Annotated in this window: 17 protein-coding genes and 1 pseudogene; 8 read left to right on the top strand and 10 right to left on the bottom strand. The window is 73.2% G+C overall.

Features of this window, described 5'->3' with window-relative positions; translation table 11 throughout:
- Window positions 1-2 precede the first annotated feature (2 nt).
- Window positions 3-653, top strand: coding sequence for a TetR/AcrR family transcriptional regulator (locus ACQP2Y_RS11270; RefSeq protein ID WP_433727024.1), 651 nt, complete (start codon window positions 3-5; stop codon window positions 651-653).
- Here ACQP2Y_RS11270 and ACQP2Y_RS11265 read toward each other — a convergent pair.
- From ACQP2Y_RS11265 to ACQP2Y_RS11240, 6 genes and pseudogenes are all read right to left on the bottom strand, one after another.
- Window positions 616-750: an alpha/beta fold hydrolase gene (locus ACQP2Y_RS11265; protein WP_433727022.1), complete on the bottom strand. Its 135-nt coding sequence runs from the start codon at window positions 748-750 to the stop codon at window positions 616-618. The two genes, ACQP2Y_RS11270 and ACQP2Y_RS11265, sit on opposite strands and share 38 nt — an antisense overlap.
- Window positions 747-1112, bottom strand: a pseudogene (locus ACQP2Y_RS11260) (alpha/beta hydrolase); the annotation flags it as partial. The gene ACQP2Y_RS11265 and the pseudogene ACQP2Y_RS11260, both read right to left, overlap by 4 nt.
- 69 nt (window positions 1113-1181) lie before the next feature.
- On the bottom strand, window positions 1182-1859 hold the full coding sequence (locus tag ACQP2Y_RS11255) for a response regulator (protein WP_433727020.1): 678 nt from the start codon (window positions 1857-1859) through the stop codon (window positions 1182-1184).
- Entirely contained in the window at window positions 1856-3262 is a 1407-nt protein-coding gene (locus ACQP2Y_RS11250; RefSeq protein ID WP_433727018.1) for an ATP-binding protein, read from the bottom strand. The genes ACQP2Y_RS11255 and ACQP2Y_RS11250 overlap by 4 nt, the downstream gene beginning before the upstream one ends.
- 26 nt (window positions 3263-3288) lie before the next feature.
- Complete coding sequence (locus ACQP2Y_RS11245) at window positions 3289-5250, bottom strand: APC family permease (protein WP_433727016.1); 1962 nt, start codon at window positions 5248-5250, stop codon at window positions 3289-3291.
- A 104-nt stretch (window positions 5251-5354) separates the two neighbouring features.
- The gene (locus tag ACQP2Y_RS11240; protein ID WP_433727014.1) at window positions 5355-6410 is read right to left on the bottom strand and encodes a hypothetical protein; all 1056 of its coding nucleotides are present in this window, start codon (window positions 6408-6410) and stop codon (window positions 5355-5357) included.
- 171 nt (window positions 6411-6581) lie between these two features.
- On the opposite strand from ACQP2Y_RS11240, the gene ACQP2Y_RS11235 reads away from it, so the two are divergent.
- Entirely contained in the window at window positions 6582-6971 is a 390-nt protein-coding gene (locus ACQP2Y_RS11235) for a hypothetical protein (protein ID WP_433727012.1), read from the top strand.
- 28 nt (window positions 6972-6999) lie between these two features.
- A complete protein-coding gene (locus tag ACQP2Y_RS11230) occupies window positions 7000-7371 on the top strand; it encodes a hypothetical protein (RefSeq protein ID WP_433727010.1) in 372 nt (123 codons plus the stop codon).
- 55 nt (window positions 7372-7426) lie between these two features.
- Here the strand turns inward: ACQP2Y_RS11230 and ACQP2Y_RS11225 are convergent, their stop codons facing one another.
- Genes ACQP2Y_RS11225 through ACQP2Y_RS11210 form a run of 4 tightly spaced genes read right to left on the bottom strand, consistent with a single transcriptional unit; the run spans window position 7427 to window position 10799 of the window.
- A complete protein-coding gene (locus ACQP2Y_RS11225) occupies window positions 7427-8206 on the bottom strand; it encodes an HAD-IIA family hydrolase (protein WP_212992989.1) in 780 nt (259 codons plus the stop codon).
- Complete coding sequence (locus ACQP2Y_RS11220) at window positions 8203-9231, bottom strand: ferrochelatase (RefSeq protein ID WP_433727008.1); 1029 nt, start codon at window positions 9229-9231, stop codon at window positions 8203-8205. Before ACQP2Y_RS11220 ends, ACQP2Y_RS11225 begins: the two co-directional genes overlap by 4 nt.
- A gap of 54 nt (window positions 9232-9285) precedes the next feature.
- Window positions 9286-10053: an enoyl-ACP reductase FabI gene (gene fabI, locus ACQP2Y_RS11215; protein ID WP_212992990.1), complete on the bottom strand. Its 768-nt coding sequence runs from the start codon at window positions 10051-10053 to the stop codon at window positions 9286-9288.
- A gap of 41 nt (window positions 10054-10094) precedes the next feature.
- On the bottom strand, window positions 10095-10799 hold the full coding sequence (locus ACQP2Y_RS11210) for a beta-ketoacyl-ACP reductase (protein WP_433727005.1): 705 nt from the start codon (window positions 10797-10799) through the stop codon (window positions 10095-10097).
- Between the two features lie 151 nt (window positions 10800-10950).
- On the opposite strand from ACQP2Y_RS11210, the gene ACQP2Y_RS11205 reads away from it, so the two are divergent.
- The 5 genes from ACQP2Y_RS11205 (at window position 10951) to ACQP2Y_RS11185 (ending at window position 15283) form a co-directional block, all read left to right on the top strand.
- Window positions 10951-12147: a sensor histidine kinase gene (locus ACQP2Y_RS11205; RefSeq protein WP_433727003.1), complete on the top strand. Its 1197-nt coding sequence runs from the start codon at window positions 10951-10953 to the stop codon at window positions 12145-12147.
- Window positions 12148-12804 carry a response regulator gene (locus ACQP2Y_RS11200; RefSeq protein ID WP_433727001.1) on the top strand — a complete coding sequence of 219 codons (657 nt, stop codon included), beginning with the start codon at window positions 12148-12150 and terminating at the stop codon, window positions 12802-12804.
- Between the two features lie 74 nt (window positions 12805-12878).
- Entirely contained in the window at window positions 12879-13709 is an 831-nt protein-coding gene (locus ACQP2Y_RS11195; protein ID WP_433726999.1) for an alpha/beta hydrolase, read from the top strand.
- Window positions 13706-14947, top strand: coding sequence for an acyltransferase family protein (locus tag ACQP2Y_RS11190; protein ID WP_433726997.1), 1242 nt, complete (start codon window positions 13706-13708; stop codon window positions 14945-14947). The genes ACQP2Y_RS11195 and ACQP2Y_RS11190 overlap by 4 nt, the downstream gene beginning before the upstream one ends.
- A 204-nt stretch (window positions 14948-15151) precedes the next feature.
- A complete protein-coding gene (locus ACQP2Y_RS11185; RefSeq protein ID WP_360824646.1) occupies window positions 15152-15283 on the top strand; it encodes a hypothetical protein in 132 nt (43 codons plus the stop codon).
- The last annotated feature ends 1 nt before the right edge of the window (window position 15284 follow it).

Below are 15284 nucleotides of genomic sequence, written 5' to 3'. Positions count from 1 at the left end.
TGATGAGCACCTCATTCCAGCGGGCCCGCTCCGCCGCCGCCAAGGAGCAGCGCGAGGCGGCCATCCTGGCGGCCGCGACCGAGCTCGGCGCCCGGCGCGGCATCCGGCAGGTGACGCTCACCGACATCGCCGAGGCGGTGGGCATGCACAAGTCCGCCCTGCTGCGGTACTTCGAGACCCGGGAGCAGATCTTCCTCAGGCTCACCGCCGCCGGCTGGCGGGACTGGTCGGCGGCGTTGTGCGCGGCGTTGCGGGAATGCCCGCCGCAGGCCGCCGCGGTGGCGGGCGTGCTGGCCGGCAGCCTGGTGGAGCGCCCGATGTTCTGCGACCTGCTCGCTCAGGCCCCGCTCAACCTGGAACGCAACGTGTCCATCGAGTCGGTACGCGCGTTCAAGCTCGTCACCCTCACCGAGGTGGAGGCGATCCGGGCCGAGCTGCACCGGCTGCTCGGGCTCACCGAGGAGCAGAGCGTCGACGTCATCGCGACGGCGACCAGCATGGCCGGGGCGCTGTGGCAGATGGCGACGCCCGGCCCCGAAGTCAGCGCGCTCTACCGCGAGGACCCGCGGCTGGCGCACGCCGTCGTGGAGGTCGGGCCGCGGCTGACCCGGGTGCTCACCGCTCTGCTGACAGGAATGCGTCCAGCAGCGTGACCAGGCGCACCGGGGTCTCGTCCATGGCGTAGTGGCCGGCGTCGGCCAGCACCTCCAGCCGGGCGTTCGGGTAGTGGGCCAGCCAGGTCCCCCGCATCGCCGCCTCGCCCAGGAGGCTTGCACCATCCGGTCCAGCCAGCTGCCCGCGAGCCGGTTGCCGGTGGTGAGATCGATGATGGCCCGCCGGTTGGCCGGCGTCTCGGCGGCCCCGCTGAACAGCGCCCAGCCCTGCTCGTCGAAGGGCACGCCGCTGGCGGGCACCGGGCTGATGCCCACCAGCCGCTCGACCCGGTCCGGCGCGTCGGCCAGCACCCGCTGCGCCACGATGCCGCCCATCGAGTGGCCCACCAGCGAGAACCGATCCCAGCCGACCTCGTCGGCCACCGCCAGCATGTCGGCGGCGGCCTCCGCGATCGTGTACGCGCCCGGGATGTCACGGCGCTCGCCGTAGCCACGCAGGTCGGGGAAGGCGTACGTGAAGCGCGAGCCGTGAAGGCCAGGACCGCCCGAGTCGGATTTGGGCGGTGGTCAGGCGGTGAAGCGGTAGCCGATGCCCGGCTCGGTGATGAGGTACCGGGGCCGGGCGGGCTGCGGCTCGATCTTGCGCCGCAGGTTGGCCAGGTGCACGCGCAGGTAGTTGGTCTCGGTCTCGTAGGCCGGCCCCCACACCTCCTGCAGCAGCTGCCGTTGCCCGACGAGCTTGTCGCGGTTGCGGACCAGCACCTCCAGCAGATGCCATTCCGTCGGCGTGAGCCGGACCGGCTCCCCGGAGCTGCCGGTGAGCCGCTTGGCGGCCAGGTCGAGGGTGAAGTCGGCCGTGGTGATGACGGCGATGTCGGTGCCGGGGGTGGCGCGGCGCAGAGCGGCCCGGATCCGGGCGAGGAGCTCGTCCATGCCGAACGGCTTGGTGACGTAGTCGTCAGCGCCCGCGTCGAGGGCAGCCACCTTGGCGGCTTCGCTGTCCCGGGCCGACAGCACGATGATCGGGACCTGGGTCCAGCCCCGCAGTCCCTCGACGACCGTGACGCCGTCGAGGTCGGGCAGGCCCAGGTCGATGATCGCCAGGTCCGGCGGGGTCCGGGCGGCCAGCGCCAGCGCGGTGGTGCCGTCGGCGGCCGTGACGACCTCGTAGCGACGGGCGGCGAGGTTGATCCGCAGTGCGCGCAGCAGGTGGGTGTCGTCGTCGACGAGCAGGATCCGGGTCACGGGGTGACCGGCCGGACAGCGGCGACGGGCAGGGTGATGGTCATGGTCAGTCCGCCGTCCGGGGTGTCGCCCGGGGTCAGCGTGCCGCCCTGGGCCTCGGTGAAACCTCTGGCGATGGCCAGGCCGAGACCGAGCCCGGCACCGGCCTGGTCGTTCAGGCGCTGGAACGGCGCGAAGACACGGTCCCGGTCGGCGGCCGCGATGCCCGTACCGTGGTCGATCACCAGCAGCCGCAGCCGGTCGTCCTCGGCGCGGCCACGGATCACGACCGGCCGTCCGGCCGGGGTCGCGGCGACGGCGTTCGACAGCAGGTTGGCGACGACGCGTTCGAGCAGGCCGGCGTCGGCCTCGGCCCAGGGCAGGTCGTCGGGGATGTCCACGTCGACGGCGACGCCGTGGGTGTCGGTGATCATGACGGCCCGGGCCACGACGGCGTCCAGGGCGGTCGGGCCGGAGTGCACGGACAGCACCCCGGCCTCCAGGCGGCTCAGGGACAGCAGGTTGTCCACGACAGTGGTCAGCCGGTCGGTGGACTCCTCCACGGTGGCCAGCAGCTCGGCCCGGTCGTCCGCGCTGAACTCGACGTCGGACTGCCGCAGGCTCGACACCGCGGCCTTGATCCCGGCGAGCGGCGTACGCAGATCGTGGCCGACCGCGCCGAGCAGCGCGGCCCGGACCCGGTCGATCTGGGCCAGCTCCTCGGCCCGGGCGGCCTGACCGGCGAGCCGCTGGGTCTGCAGAGTCCGGGCCGCGGTGGCGGCCAGGCGCTGCAGGGCCCGCCGGTCCTCGGCGAACAGCTGCGGCCCCCACCCGATGAGCCGCACCCCTCCCCCGGCCGCGACGGACAGCACCGGCTCGCCGCGCGGCGGCGGCCCGACCTCCTCGACCGTGCGTCCGTCGTCGGTGAGCGCGACGGTGTCCATCCGGTAGGTCAGCCGGACCTGCTCCAGCAGCCGGGTCAGCGAGGCTCGCTCGATCGGCTGGGTGCTGGCCGCGGCGAGCAGGGCCGCCTCGGCGTCCCGGCGCTCGGCGGTGGCCCGGTGCCGGGCGGCCAGCTCGACGGCCAGGCTCACCACCGTGGCGACCCCGGCGTAGACGACCAGCACGACGACGTCGTCGGCCGTCTCGACCGCCAGGGTGTGCAGCGGCACGATGAAGAAGTAGTTGACCAGCAGGCCTGCGACGCCGGCGGCGGCCACCGCGGGCACCCAGCCGCCGACCATGGCGGCGATGACCACCGGCACGAGATAGAGCAGGACCACGCCGGCCAGCGACAGGTCACCGCGGGCGGGCACCAGCACGGCACTGGCCGCGGTCAGCCCGGCCGCTGCCACCGCGACGCCGGTGCCGGCCCGCCGCCACGCCCGGCGGCGCCGACCGGCCGGCCCTGCTGAGGTTCCCATGATGCTCAGGTGTACCCGATCGGGGGCTACGACCGGCGCCGACCGGCCGCAACCGGGTCCCGGTGCGGCTTGTGCCGGCTCGACTCCAGCTGCCAGGGCACGCTGACGACCATGACGCGGCGCTGGAAGAGCAGCCGGGCCTTGAGCCGCAACGCGCTCTGGTTGTGCAACAGCTGCTCCCACCAGTGACCCACGACGTACTCGGGCAGGTAGACCACCACCAGGTCGCGCGGGCCCTCGGCGCGGAGCCGGACGACGTGGTCCAGCACCGGGTTGGTGATCTCCCGGTACGGCGACTCCAGCACCGTCAACGGCACGTTCAGCTCCCGGTCGGCCCACTCCTGCCGCAGCCGCGCCACGTCCTCGGGACTGATCGCCACGGTCACCGCGGCCAGCGTGTCCGGCCGGGTCGCCCGGGCGTACGCCAGCGCCTGCAGGGTGGGCCGGTGCACCCGGGAGACCAGCACCACCGCGTGCACGTGGGCCGGCATGACCACCCCGCCCGGCTCGGGTTCCAGCTCGGCGCTGACCCGGTCGTAGTGGGCGCGGATCGCGCGCATCAGCGCGTACAGCACCGGCACGGCGATCACCACCAGGTAGGCGCCGTGGGTGAACTTCGTGACCAGCACGATGAGCAGCACCAGCCCGGTGAGCGCACAGCCCACGGCGTTGATCACCCGGGACCGGTGCAGCCGCCCGCGGACGCGAGGGTCGCGTTCCCCGGCCAGCGCGCGGTTCCAATGCCGCACCATCCCGGCCTGGCTGAGGGTGAAGGAGGTGAACACGCCGAGGATGTAGAGCTGGATCAGGCGGGTCACCGAACCGTCGTACGCCCAGATCAAGCCGGCGGCGATCAGCGCGAGCACGATGATGCCGTTGGAGAACGCCAGCCGGTCGCCGCGGGTGTGCAACTGCCGGGGCAGGTAGCGGTCCTGGGCCAGGATCGAGCCGAGCAGCGGGAAGCCGTTGAACGCGGTGTTCGCCGCCAGGATCAGGATCAGCGCGGTCAGGGCCTGGATCAGGAAGAACCCGGCGCCGCCGCCGAACACCGCCGCGGCCACCTGGGCGATCACCGTCCGCTGCGGGTCGGACGTGCAGTCGCCGGGGAAGCCGATCAGGTCGCAGGTGTTCTCGGCGACCCGCACCTTGGTGATCAGGGCCAGCGCGGTCAGTCCGGCGAACATCGTGATCGCCGTGACGCCCATGGCCAGCATGGTGCGGGCGGCGTTCTCCGCCTTCGGCACCCGGAACGCCGGCACCCCGTTGGAGATGGCCTCCACGCCCGTCAGCGCTGTGCACCCCGAGGCGAACGCGCGCAGCGTCAGCAACGCCAGCGCCAGCCCGGTCAGCCCCACCTGCTCCGGGCGTACCTGCCAGCCGGCCGACTCGGCCACCGGCGGATCACCGGCGACGACCTGCCCCAGCCCGACCGCGACCAGGACCAGGATCCCGGCGATGAACAGGTACGTCGGCCAGGCGAACGTCTTGCCCGAGTCGCGCACCCCCCGCAGGTTCATCGCCGTCAGCACCGCCACGAAGCCGACGTTGATCAGCACCCGGTGCGGCTGCAGCGACGGCACCGCCGAGATGATGTTGTCCACCCCGGCGGCCACCGACACGGCCACCGTCATCACGTAGTCGACCATCAGCGCCGCCGCGACCACGAGACCGGCCGAGCGGCCCAGGTTCCGGGAAGCCACCTCGTACGACCCGCCGCCGCTCGGATAGGCCCGCACCACCTGCCGGTACGACGCCACCACCACGGCCAGCAGCACCACCACGGCCACCGCCACCCACGGCGCCACGTACAGGTAGGCCAGCCCGCCGAGGGTCAGCACCAGCAGGATCTCCTGCGTGGCGTAGGCCACCGACGACAACGGGTCGGAGGCGAAGATCGGCAACGCCAGCCGCTTGGGCAGCAGGGTCTCACCGAGGCGGTCACTCCGCAGCGGAGGACCCACCAGCACGCGTTTCACAGTGGTCAGCACGGGCCCAGTGAAGCCCCGCCCCGCGCCGGCACGGCGAATCTTGACGCGATCTTGACGCGCCGCCGGGCACTCTTGGCGGCTCCTTGATCCCGCGGGCGTCCGGGTCAGCCGTTGCGGATCTCCGGGGTGCAGTTCTCCCGGCGGAGCGTGTCGCGCCACAGGCAGATCTGCACGGTGACCGGCTGCCCGCCGATGGTTGTGGCCACCGCCGGGGTGTGCACGTAGCCGCGCTCGGTCACGGCCAGCGGCGCCGGGCAGCTGTGCCACTGCCCGGCCGCGGCGCGCCAGCGGACGCGGGCGCCGCCGGAGTGCGGGTCGTGGTCGTCCGAGCCGGCCCGGCCCCAGTAGTACGTGCGGCCCTGGTGGCGGGCGTAGCGCGCGGAGCCGTTCATCTGGTCGAAGTCCAGCGTGGGGCTCAGCCGGGTGGCGAGGTCGTCGTCGAAGACCCGGGGCGTGTCGACGATGACGTCGTCGTCGGTGGTGTCCGACCGGCACGCGGCCTCGCCGGCCGGCTCGTCGCCGGCCGGCTCCTCGCCGCGGGTGGCGACGACCAGTCCCGCCGCGGCGAGAGTCAGGACCAGCAGGACGACGCCGGCCAGCACCGCCCGATGACGCCGGGGACGGCGGGTGGTGAACGTGGCGTCGATGATGACCGGCCCGTCGCGGAGATCCGGGTCGTCGGCGGTCCGGGCCGGCTCGGCAGGCTGCGGGGTGCCGCCACTGCGCGCGGCGGGCAGCAGGCTCGGTGCCCGCCGGTCGGCCTCCTCCGCGGCCTCCACGAGGGCGGCGACATGGGCGCAGGCCACGGCGAGGCGCTCGGCGTCGGCCTCGTCGAAGGGCACCCGCGCGATGAGGTGAGCCGCCCGGGCCACCGCGGTGACGAGGACCGGTTCGGTGATGTAGCGCAGCTCCCCGGCGAGGACGCCCGCGACGATGTCCTTGTCGACCGAGACACCGGGGGCCAGGCGCCGGCTGCGGATGACCTCGGCCAGGTGGCGCAGGGATCCCGGCCGGCGCCGGCGGCGCGGCGGTGGTGATCCCGGCGGCGGTGTGTAGACGCCGTCGCGGCTCGCGTGGGCCGCTGCCGCCTCGAGGTTCGAGGCCAGCAGCCGCGCGGCGTCGTGAGCTTCTTTCCACCATGGCGCCAGCGGTTCCGGCACGAACGTCACCCCCGGGAATCGACGGCGTTCATTGTGCCAGCACCGGATTATCTGTCTGCGGGGGACAGAAAACCGCTGTCCGGGGACGGATGGGCGTTCCGCCCGGCGCTTCGTCTGTCCAGCATGGAGGGCGGCCGGCCACCGAACCCCATCCACCGTGAGGAGCTATCTGTGTTCGTGAAACGTCTCGTCGGAGCCGCTGTCGCCGCGGCCCTGGCCATCCCACTGCTGCTGGGTGGCGCCGCCCCCGCACAGGCCGCTCCGACCAGCGTCTACGGCATCTACAACTCGGGGTCGGTCGGCCTCGGTGTGCTGCAGAACTGGCGGACGTCCGGGTCGAACTACGACCGGATCCTGCCCTCGGGCAACTGGACCGACTACAACCTCGGCTGGGGGCACGCCGGCGGGGTCTACATCGGCTCCGGCTACTGCGCCGCGCGGTACACCTCCGCCACCGGCCAGCCCGGGACCTGGAACCCGGCCGGCAGCGACTTCCGGGGACCCAACCGGTTCCGGCTGGCCGGGAACTACTTCGTGCAGATCTACCCGTACCACTGCTGACCGCCCCGACTCACCCAAGGACGTGCACATGCGAAAGCTCATCGTCGCCGCTCTGCTGGCGGTCACGGCCGCCCTGACCGGAGCCGCACCCGCGCAGGCGGCCAGCACAGCCAAGGCCATCCTGAACGGCAGCAGCGTCGGGATCGGCGTGCTCTACGACTACCGCTCCTCGGGATACGACGAGGTCCTGCCGTCCGGTGCCTACACCACCAGCCTCGGCTGGCCGCACGCCGGCGGCGTCTACATCGGCTCGGGCTACTGCGCCCAGCGGTGGACGTGGAACGAGTCGCAGGGCAAGTGGATCCGCGCCGGCAGTGACTGGACGGCCGGCAACCACGCCGTCACCAGCGGCATCATCAAGATCGTGGCCTACCGGATGCGGTCGTCCACGGCCTGCTGATCGCGGGCCCGCGGCCGCTCCCGTACGCGGGAGCGGCCGTGCCGTGCACGCAGCCTCAGATCTCGGCGATCAGATCGGCGACGCTGTCCACGATGCGCGACGGCCGGTACGGGTACCGCTCGCTCTCCGCCCGCGTGCTGATCCCGGTCAGCACCAGGATCGTCTCCAGCCCCGCCTCCAGGCCGCACAGCACGTCGGTGTCCATCCGGTCGCCGATCATCGCCGTGCTCTCGCTGTGCCCGCCGATCACGTTCAGCGCCGAGCGCATCATCATCGGGTTCGGCTTGCCCACGAAGTAGGGGTCGACGCCGGTCGCCTTCGAGATCATCGCCGCCACCGAGCCGGCCGCCGGCAGGGCACCCTCGTTGGAGGGTCCGGTCGGGTCCGGATTCGTACAGATGAACCGGGCGCCGTCGTTGATCAGGCGGACCGCCTTGGTGATCGCCTCGAAGCTGTACGTGCGGGTCTCGCCGAGCACCACGTAGTCCGGGGCGTAGTCGGTCAGCACGTAACCGACCGCGTGCATCGCCGTGGTCAGGCCGGCCTCGCCGATCACGTACGCCGTGCCGCCCGGGCGCTGGTCGGCCAGGAACTGCGCGGTGGCCAGCGCCGCCGTCCAGATCGACTGCTCGGGCACGTCGAAGCCCATCCGGGCCAGCCGGGCCTGCAGGTCGCGGGGGGTGTAGATGGAGTTGTTGGTGAGGATGAGGAAGGGCTTGCCGGACTGCTTCATCCGGTTGACGAACTCGGGTGCACCGGGGACCGGCTCGCCCTCGTGGACGAGGACCCCGTCCATGTCGGTGAGCCAGCTCTCGACAGCCTTGCGCTCGGTCATGAGGCTCCTCGGCGTTGCGGGGGCGGGCAGCAGTTGGCCGGGCACTGGTCCCAGACCGGCAGCGTACCGAGCCGTTCCCGGCCGACGCCGTTCGTCCGCTCCTCGACCAGCTCACGGACCATCGTGACGAACCGGAGGTCGGTGCCGGGGGTGCCCGCGCGGGCGTAGCCCAGGCCGAGCTCGGCGGCGGTGTCCCGGGCCTCGTTGTCCAGGTCCCAGAGCACTTCCAGGTGGTCCGAGACGAAGCCGATCGGGCTCACCACGACGTCGGTGACGTCCTTCTCGGCCAGCGCGGTCAGGTGGTCGTTGATGTCTGGCTCCAGCCACGGCACCTGCGGCGGGCCGGACCGGCTCTGCCAGACCAGGTCCCAGGGCAGGTCGGGAGCGGCGGCGGCGTGCACCAGCGCGGCGGTCTCGTGCAGCTGGGCCTCGTACCGGCCGCCGTCAGGACCGGCGGTCTTGGCCATCGACACTGGGATGGAGTGCGCGGTGAACACGAGCCGGGTGCTGGCCCGGCGGGCCGGGTCGAGCTGGGCCAGGGCGGCGGTGACCGCGTCGGCGTGCGGCGCGACGAAGCCCGGGTGGTCGTGGAACTGGCGCAGCTTGGCCACGGCCGGCGCGCCCGGACCGACCTTCGCGCGGGCCTGGGCGATGTCCTCCCAGTACTGCTTGCAGGAGGAGTAGCCGCCGTACGCGCTGGTGGCGAAGCCGAGCGCCGACGTGATGCCGTCGTCGCGCATCTGCGCCATGGTGTCGGCCAGCATCGGCTGCCAGTTGCGGTTGCCCCAGTACGTCGGCAGCGTGATGCCGTGCGCGCGGAAGTCCGCCGTCACCGCCGCCAACAGGTCACGGCACTGCTGGTTGATCGGCGAGACGCCGCCGAAGTGGTAGTAGTGCTCGGCCACCTCGGCCAGACGTTCCTCGGGGATGCCCCGCCCGCGCGTCACATTGCGCAGGAACGGCATCACATCGTCGGGGTGCTCGGGGCCACCGAAGGACAGCAGAAGGAACGCGTCGTACGCCACCGCTCCATACTCCCTCGCCCGGCGGGGTGGCCCACAGCCACCCCCGCCACGGGCTCAGGCGCCGAGCGCGTGATACCCGCCGTCGACGTGCACGATCTCGCCCGTGGTGGCCGGGAACCAGTCGGACAGCAGGGCACAGACCGCCCGCGCGGCCGGCTCCTGGTCGCTCAGGTCCCAGCCCAGCGGCGCGCGTTCGGCCCAGGCCTCCTCGAACTGCTCGAAGCCCGGGATCGACTTGGCGGCCATCGTGCGCAGCGGCCCGGCGGACACCAGGTTGCTGCGGATGCCCTGCTTGCCCAGGTGCAGCGCGAGGTAGCGGGAGGCCGACTCCAGGCCCGCCTTGGCCACGCCCATCCAGTCGTAGACCGGCCACGCCTTGGTCGCGTCGAAGGTCAGGCCGACGATGCTGCCGCCCGGGCCCATCAGCGGCAGGCAGGCGGTGGCCAGCGACTTGTACGAGTACGTCGACACCTGCAGCGCCGTGGCGACGTCCTCCCACGGGGCGTCCAGGAACCCGCCACCGAGGCAGCTCTGCGGCGCGAAGCCGATCGAGTGCACCACGCCGTCGAGCCCGTCGACGTGCTCGCGCACCTTGTCGGCGATGCCGGCGAGCTGCTCCGGGTTGGTCACGTCCAGCTCGATGACCGGCGCCGGCTCGGGCAGCCGCTTGGCGATCCGCTCCACCAGCGACATGCGGCCGAAGCCGGTCAGCACGACCGTCGCGCCGTTCTCCTGGGCGATCTTCGCCACCGAGAACGCGATCGACGCGTCGGTGATGATGCCGGTGATGAGCAGCCGCTTGCCGGCGAGCAGTCCAGACACTTTCGTTTCTCCGTTTCGCTGAGCTGGATGAGCGGGCGGTCTCAGTGACCCATGCCGAGGCCGCCGTCGACCGGGATGACCGCGCCCGAGATGTACGCCGCGCCGTCCCCGGCGAGGAACGTCACCGCCCGGGCGACCTCGTCCGGCGCCGCGAGCCGTCCGGCGGGGATCGCCTTGAGGATCTCCGCCTTGCGGGACTCGGACAGCACGTCGGTCATCTCGGTGTCGATGAAGCCCGGCGCCACCACGTTCGCCGTGATGTTACGGCTGCCCAGCTCACGGGTGATCGAGCGGGCCATGCCGACCAGCCCGGCCTTGCTGGCCGCGTAGTTGACCTGGCCCGGCCCGCCGTACAGGCCGACGACCGAGGAGATGAAGATGATCCGGCCCCACTTGGCCCGCAGCATCTTGCTGCTGGCCCGCTTGGCGACCCGGAACGAACCGGTCAGGTTGGTGTCCAGCACCCGGCTGAACTGCTCCTCGCTCATCCGCAGCAGCAGCGTGTCGTCGGTGATGCCGGCGTTGGCGACCAGCACCTCGACCGGGCCCAGCTCCTGCTCCACGGTGGTGAAGGCGGCGTCGACGGCGGCCGAGTCGGTGATGTCGCACTGGACCCCGAACAGCCCCTCGGGCGCGCCGCTGCCACGGTGCGTGACGGCGACCCGGTCGCCCTGCTCGGCGAAGGCCCGCGCGATGGCCAGGCCGATGCCGCGGTTACCTCCGGTCACCAACACGGTGCGGGCCACGCGTACTCCTTCGCTCGAGGAACAGACCGCTCGCAGACTAGGCGTTACCTGCTGGTAGGACGAAGCCCACCCCTTGTCATACCTGAGTAGGACACAGAGATCATCCCGCAGGGGCACGACGGGCCGGCGCCGGTCACCGTAGCCTGCCGGGATGGAGCTGACCGGTCCCCTGCGCCGGGTGCTGCTGGGCCCGGACCGCCGGCAGCCGCCGGCCCGGACCCGGCGCTGGGCCAGGATCCGGCTGTACGGCGTACCGGTGGCCCTGCTCGCCCTGGTCGGCCTGGCCCTGGTGAACGCCACCTACCTGCTCGACAACCGCGACCTCAACCGGTTCGTCGCCGGCGCCCTGGCGCTCTGGGCGGTGCTGCCGGTGGTGGTCGCCGTGCGCCGGCCACTGCTGGCCTGGCGGCTGGCCTATCCCCTGCTGTTCCTGGGCATCCTCGGCGCCACCCCGGACGAGCCCTGGCCCTGGTCGCCGGTGCAGATCTTCGGCTTCCTGTTCGTGCTGGCCGCGCTGGTGCGCCACGAGGAGTCGGCCGTCATCGCCCTGGTCACCGCGTTGACCATCGTGCCGGTGGTGGCGTACGCCCCGCGCGACAACATGTGGAGCGTCGTGATGCTCCTGGTGGCGATGGGCCTCGCCGGTGACCTGGTGTCCCGGCGCCGGCGCAGCCGGGCCGAGCTGACCCGCCAGGCCGAGCTGACCGAGCTGGAGCAGGCCCGGCGGGCGGTGCTGGAGGAACGCGCCCGGATCGCCCGGGAGATGCACGACGTGGTGGCCCACCACATGTCGATGATCGCCGTCCAGGCGGAAACCGCGCCGTACCGGATCACGGACCTGACCGCGCCGGCCCGGGCCGAGTTCGGCACCATCGCGGCGGGCGCCCGGGAGGCGCTGGGCGACATGCGGCGGCTGCTCGGTGTGCTGCGCGCGGAGACCGACGAGTCGTTGCGTACGCCGCAGCCGGGGCTGTCCGACGTGGCGGCGCTCGTCGAGACCGCTCAGCGGGCCGGGGTCGAGGTCACGCTGGCCGAGGACGACGTCGCGGAGGTGCCGGAGGCGGTCGGGCTCGCGGCGTACAGGATCGTCCAGGAAGCCCTGGCCAACGCGGCCCGGCACGCGCCCGGCGGCCCGGTGCGGGTCTCGGTCCGCGGCACTGCCGACGCGCTATGGGTGGAGGTCGGCAACGATCCGGGCGCGGCGGCCCTCGCCGCAGCCGACGGGCCCGGGCACGGGCTGGTCGGGATGCGTGAACGGTCCGCCCTGCTCGGCGGCACACTCGAGGCCGGCCCCGCGCCGGACGGCGGCTACCGGGTCGCGGCCCGGCTGCCCTTGACGGAGGTCTGAATGATCCGGGTCCTGATCGCCGACGACCAGGCCATGGTCCGCGAGGGCTTCGGCGCCCTGCTGGCCGCCCAGCCCGACCTGCTCGTGGTCGGCAGCGCCCCGGACGGCGCCGCGGCGGTCACGGCCGCCCGCCGGCTCGACCCGGACGTGGTGCTGATGGACGTCCGCATGCCGGTCATGGACGGCCTGGAGGCGACCCGCCGGCTGCTGACCCCGGGCGCGTCGGTCCGGGTGCTGATCCTGACCACCTTCGACCTCGACGACTACGTGTACGAGGCCCTGCGCGCCGGGGCCAGCGGTTTCCTGCTCAAGGACGCCCCCGCGGCGGACCTCGTGCACGCGGTCCGGGTCGTCGCGGCCGGCGAGGCCCTGCTGGCGCCCTCGGTGACCCGCCGGCTCATCGCCGAGTTCGCGGCCCGCCCCCAGGCCCGGCCGCCGCGGCCCACGGCACTGACGGGTCTGACGCCGCGCGAGACGGACGTGCTGCGGCTGATCGCCCGCGGCCGGTCCAACCAGGAGATAGCGGCGGACCTCGTGGTCGCGGAGCAGACGGTGAAGACCCACGTGGGCCGCATCCTGGCCAAGCTCGCCCTGCGCGACCGGGCCCAGGCGGTCGTCTTCGCGTACGAGTCAGGTCTGATCGCCGCGGGCGAGTAGCACCCCGGTAGGGCCTCGCAGTGGGCTCCTAGGGGTGACGCTCGGGACCAGGCCGCCGCCGCAGGGTGCAGGTCATGCGGATCTCCCTGACTCTCCTGCTGTTGACCCTGGCCCTGCCGTTGCAGGCGGCACCGCCGGCCCCGGCACTCACCCGCGCCGGTGAGCCATACGCGTCCTGGGCCCGCTCCGGACGCCAGTTCCTCACCCTCGACCCGCGCGGCGACGGACGGGCCGTCGAGGTGCTCGGCGACCTGGCGAGCGCCGAACGGATCGCGGTGCTCGTCCCCGGCGTCGACACCCGGCTGCGCGACTTCGACCGCGGCCTCGGCGGCGTCTCCCGCCGCGCACCAGCCGTCCAGGCCCGCGCGCTGTACGCGGAACTCCGCGCCACCGCCCCCGGCACCCGGGTCGCCGTCGTGGCCTGGCTCGGCTACGACCCGCCGGAAGGGCTGTCCCTGGACTCGGCCCGCGACCTGCGCGCCCGGGCCGGCGCCGACGAACTGACCGCCTTCGTGCAGACGCTGCCCACCGGGGCCGCGGTGACACTCATCGGCCACAGCTACGGCGCGCTGGTCGTGGGCCTGGCCGCGCCGCACCTGCCACGCGTCGCCGACGTCGTCGCGCTGGGCGCGCCGGGCATGGGCACGAACACGGCGGCCGGCCTGGGCGGGGCCCGGGTGTGGTCGGCGCTCGCGGACAACGACTGGATCCGGCGGATACCGCAGCTGCGGGTCGGACATCTGGGTCACGGCCGGCGGCCTTCGTCGCCTGGGTTCGGGGCGCTGCCGCTGCCGACCGCCGGGGTGAGCGGCCACGACGGGTACCTGTGCCCCGGCTCGGCGACGCTGACCGCGGTGGCCTCGGTCGTGCTGCACCCCGCCTCGCAAACCGTGGGTGCGGCATGAGCGCGGCGCCGCGGGACCGGACCATCGACGCGGTCCGTGCGTACGCGATCGTCGGGGTGGTCGCCGGGCATTGGCTGGTCACTGGCCTGGTCCCCGGCCCGGATGGGGTGACGACCGCGAGCCCGCTGGTCGCGATGCCCGGGGCGGCTCCGGCGACGTGGCTGCTGCAGACGCTGGGGTTGCTCTTCTTCGCCGGTGGATACTCCGCCGCCTGCTCCGCGCGCGCACGCCGGTCCGGCGCCGCCAGCTCGGCACAGGTACGCCGGCCCGCCGCCACCGCCACCGCCGCCGAGCCGGCCCGCCGGCGCCGCGGGGCGCTCGCCCGGTTGCTGCGTCCGGCGACCTTCCTGCTGGCCGGGTGGGCGCTGGTTCTGTTCGCGGGGGCGGCGCTGGGAACTCCCACCGGGACGTTGCGCACGATCGCCGGACTGGTCGTGAGCCCGCTGTGGTTCCTGCTGCCTTATCTCGCCCTGCGCGCGGTTACCGGCCCGCTGAGCCGGGTCGTCCGCCGGCTCGGGGTAGCGGCCGTCCTGCCGCCGTTGGTGGTCGTCGCGGCCGGAGATCTCGGCCTCCTGCCGGACCTCGTGGTGATCCCCGCGGCGTGGTCCATCCCCTGGCTGTTCGGCATGATGCTGGCCGGCAGCGACCGCCGCCGCGCCCCGGCCGCGAGCACGTCCGTGGGCACCTCCCCGCGGCCGGGTGCCGGCCCGTGGGTCGGCGCCGCGCTCGCTTGCAACGGCGCCGCGATCCTGGCCGCGCTGATCCTGATCAGCGGCTACCCCGCCAGCGCGGTCGGGGTCCCCGGCGGCGGACGGTCCAACCTGGACCCGCCCACCCTGGCCGCCGTAGCGCTGGCCGTCACCCAGATCGGTGTCTTCCTGATGCTGCGCGGACCCCTCGCCCGGCTCCTGCGCCACGACCGGGTCCGCCACCCGATCACCGCCCTGAACCGGGCCGCCATCCCGGTCTACCTCGGCCACCAGAGCGTGCTGCTGGTCGTAGCCGGCGCCGCCGCCCTGCTCAACCCCACGATGCCCGGCCTCCTGACCGCCCCGGACAGCGCCGGCTGGGCCTGGCAACGCCTCGCCTGGCTGCCCGCGCTGGCCGGCATTCTCGCGGTCGCGACACGTGGGCGACACCACGGTGAGCCCGATTACCTTAAGCCCCGCTTAAGAGGTACGCTCTTCGACGGTTCCCGAGCCCGGACTACTAACGGAGGTGATCGCTGTGCGAGATAGCGATCCTCCCAGTCGTGGCCGGGCCGTTCGTCAGCCGCTCTGACCTCGACCGCCGCGCGCCTTCACCGGTGTGCGCCCCGAGCCTGACCCGCTGACGCAGCAACCCATCCCGCTCCAACCGCCCAGCGACTCCGTCTGTTCTACCGGAGTCGGGTGGTGTCGTGCCGCGCCGCGACGGGAGCTGGATGCCGGCCGCGACGAGCCGTGTGCGCACTTTCCCCGTCGGTCACCCACCGGAAAGTCACAGCCATGGGCAAGTTCGTCGCTCCCCTGACCTTCACCATCGCCGCCGCCTGGGTGGTCGTCCTCTTCGTCCTCGTCCACAGCACTCCCTGAC

Source organism: Actinoplanes sp. CA-051413, from assembly GCF_050955795.1.
GTDB lineage: Bacteria > Actinomycetota > Actinomycetes > Mycobacteriales > Micromonosporaceae > Actinoplanes.
This window is presented reverse-complemented; position numbering and strand designations above follow the sequence as displayed.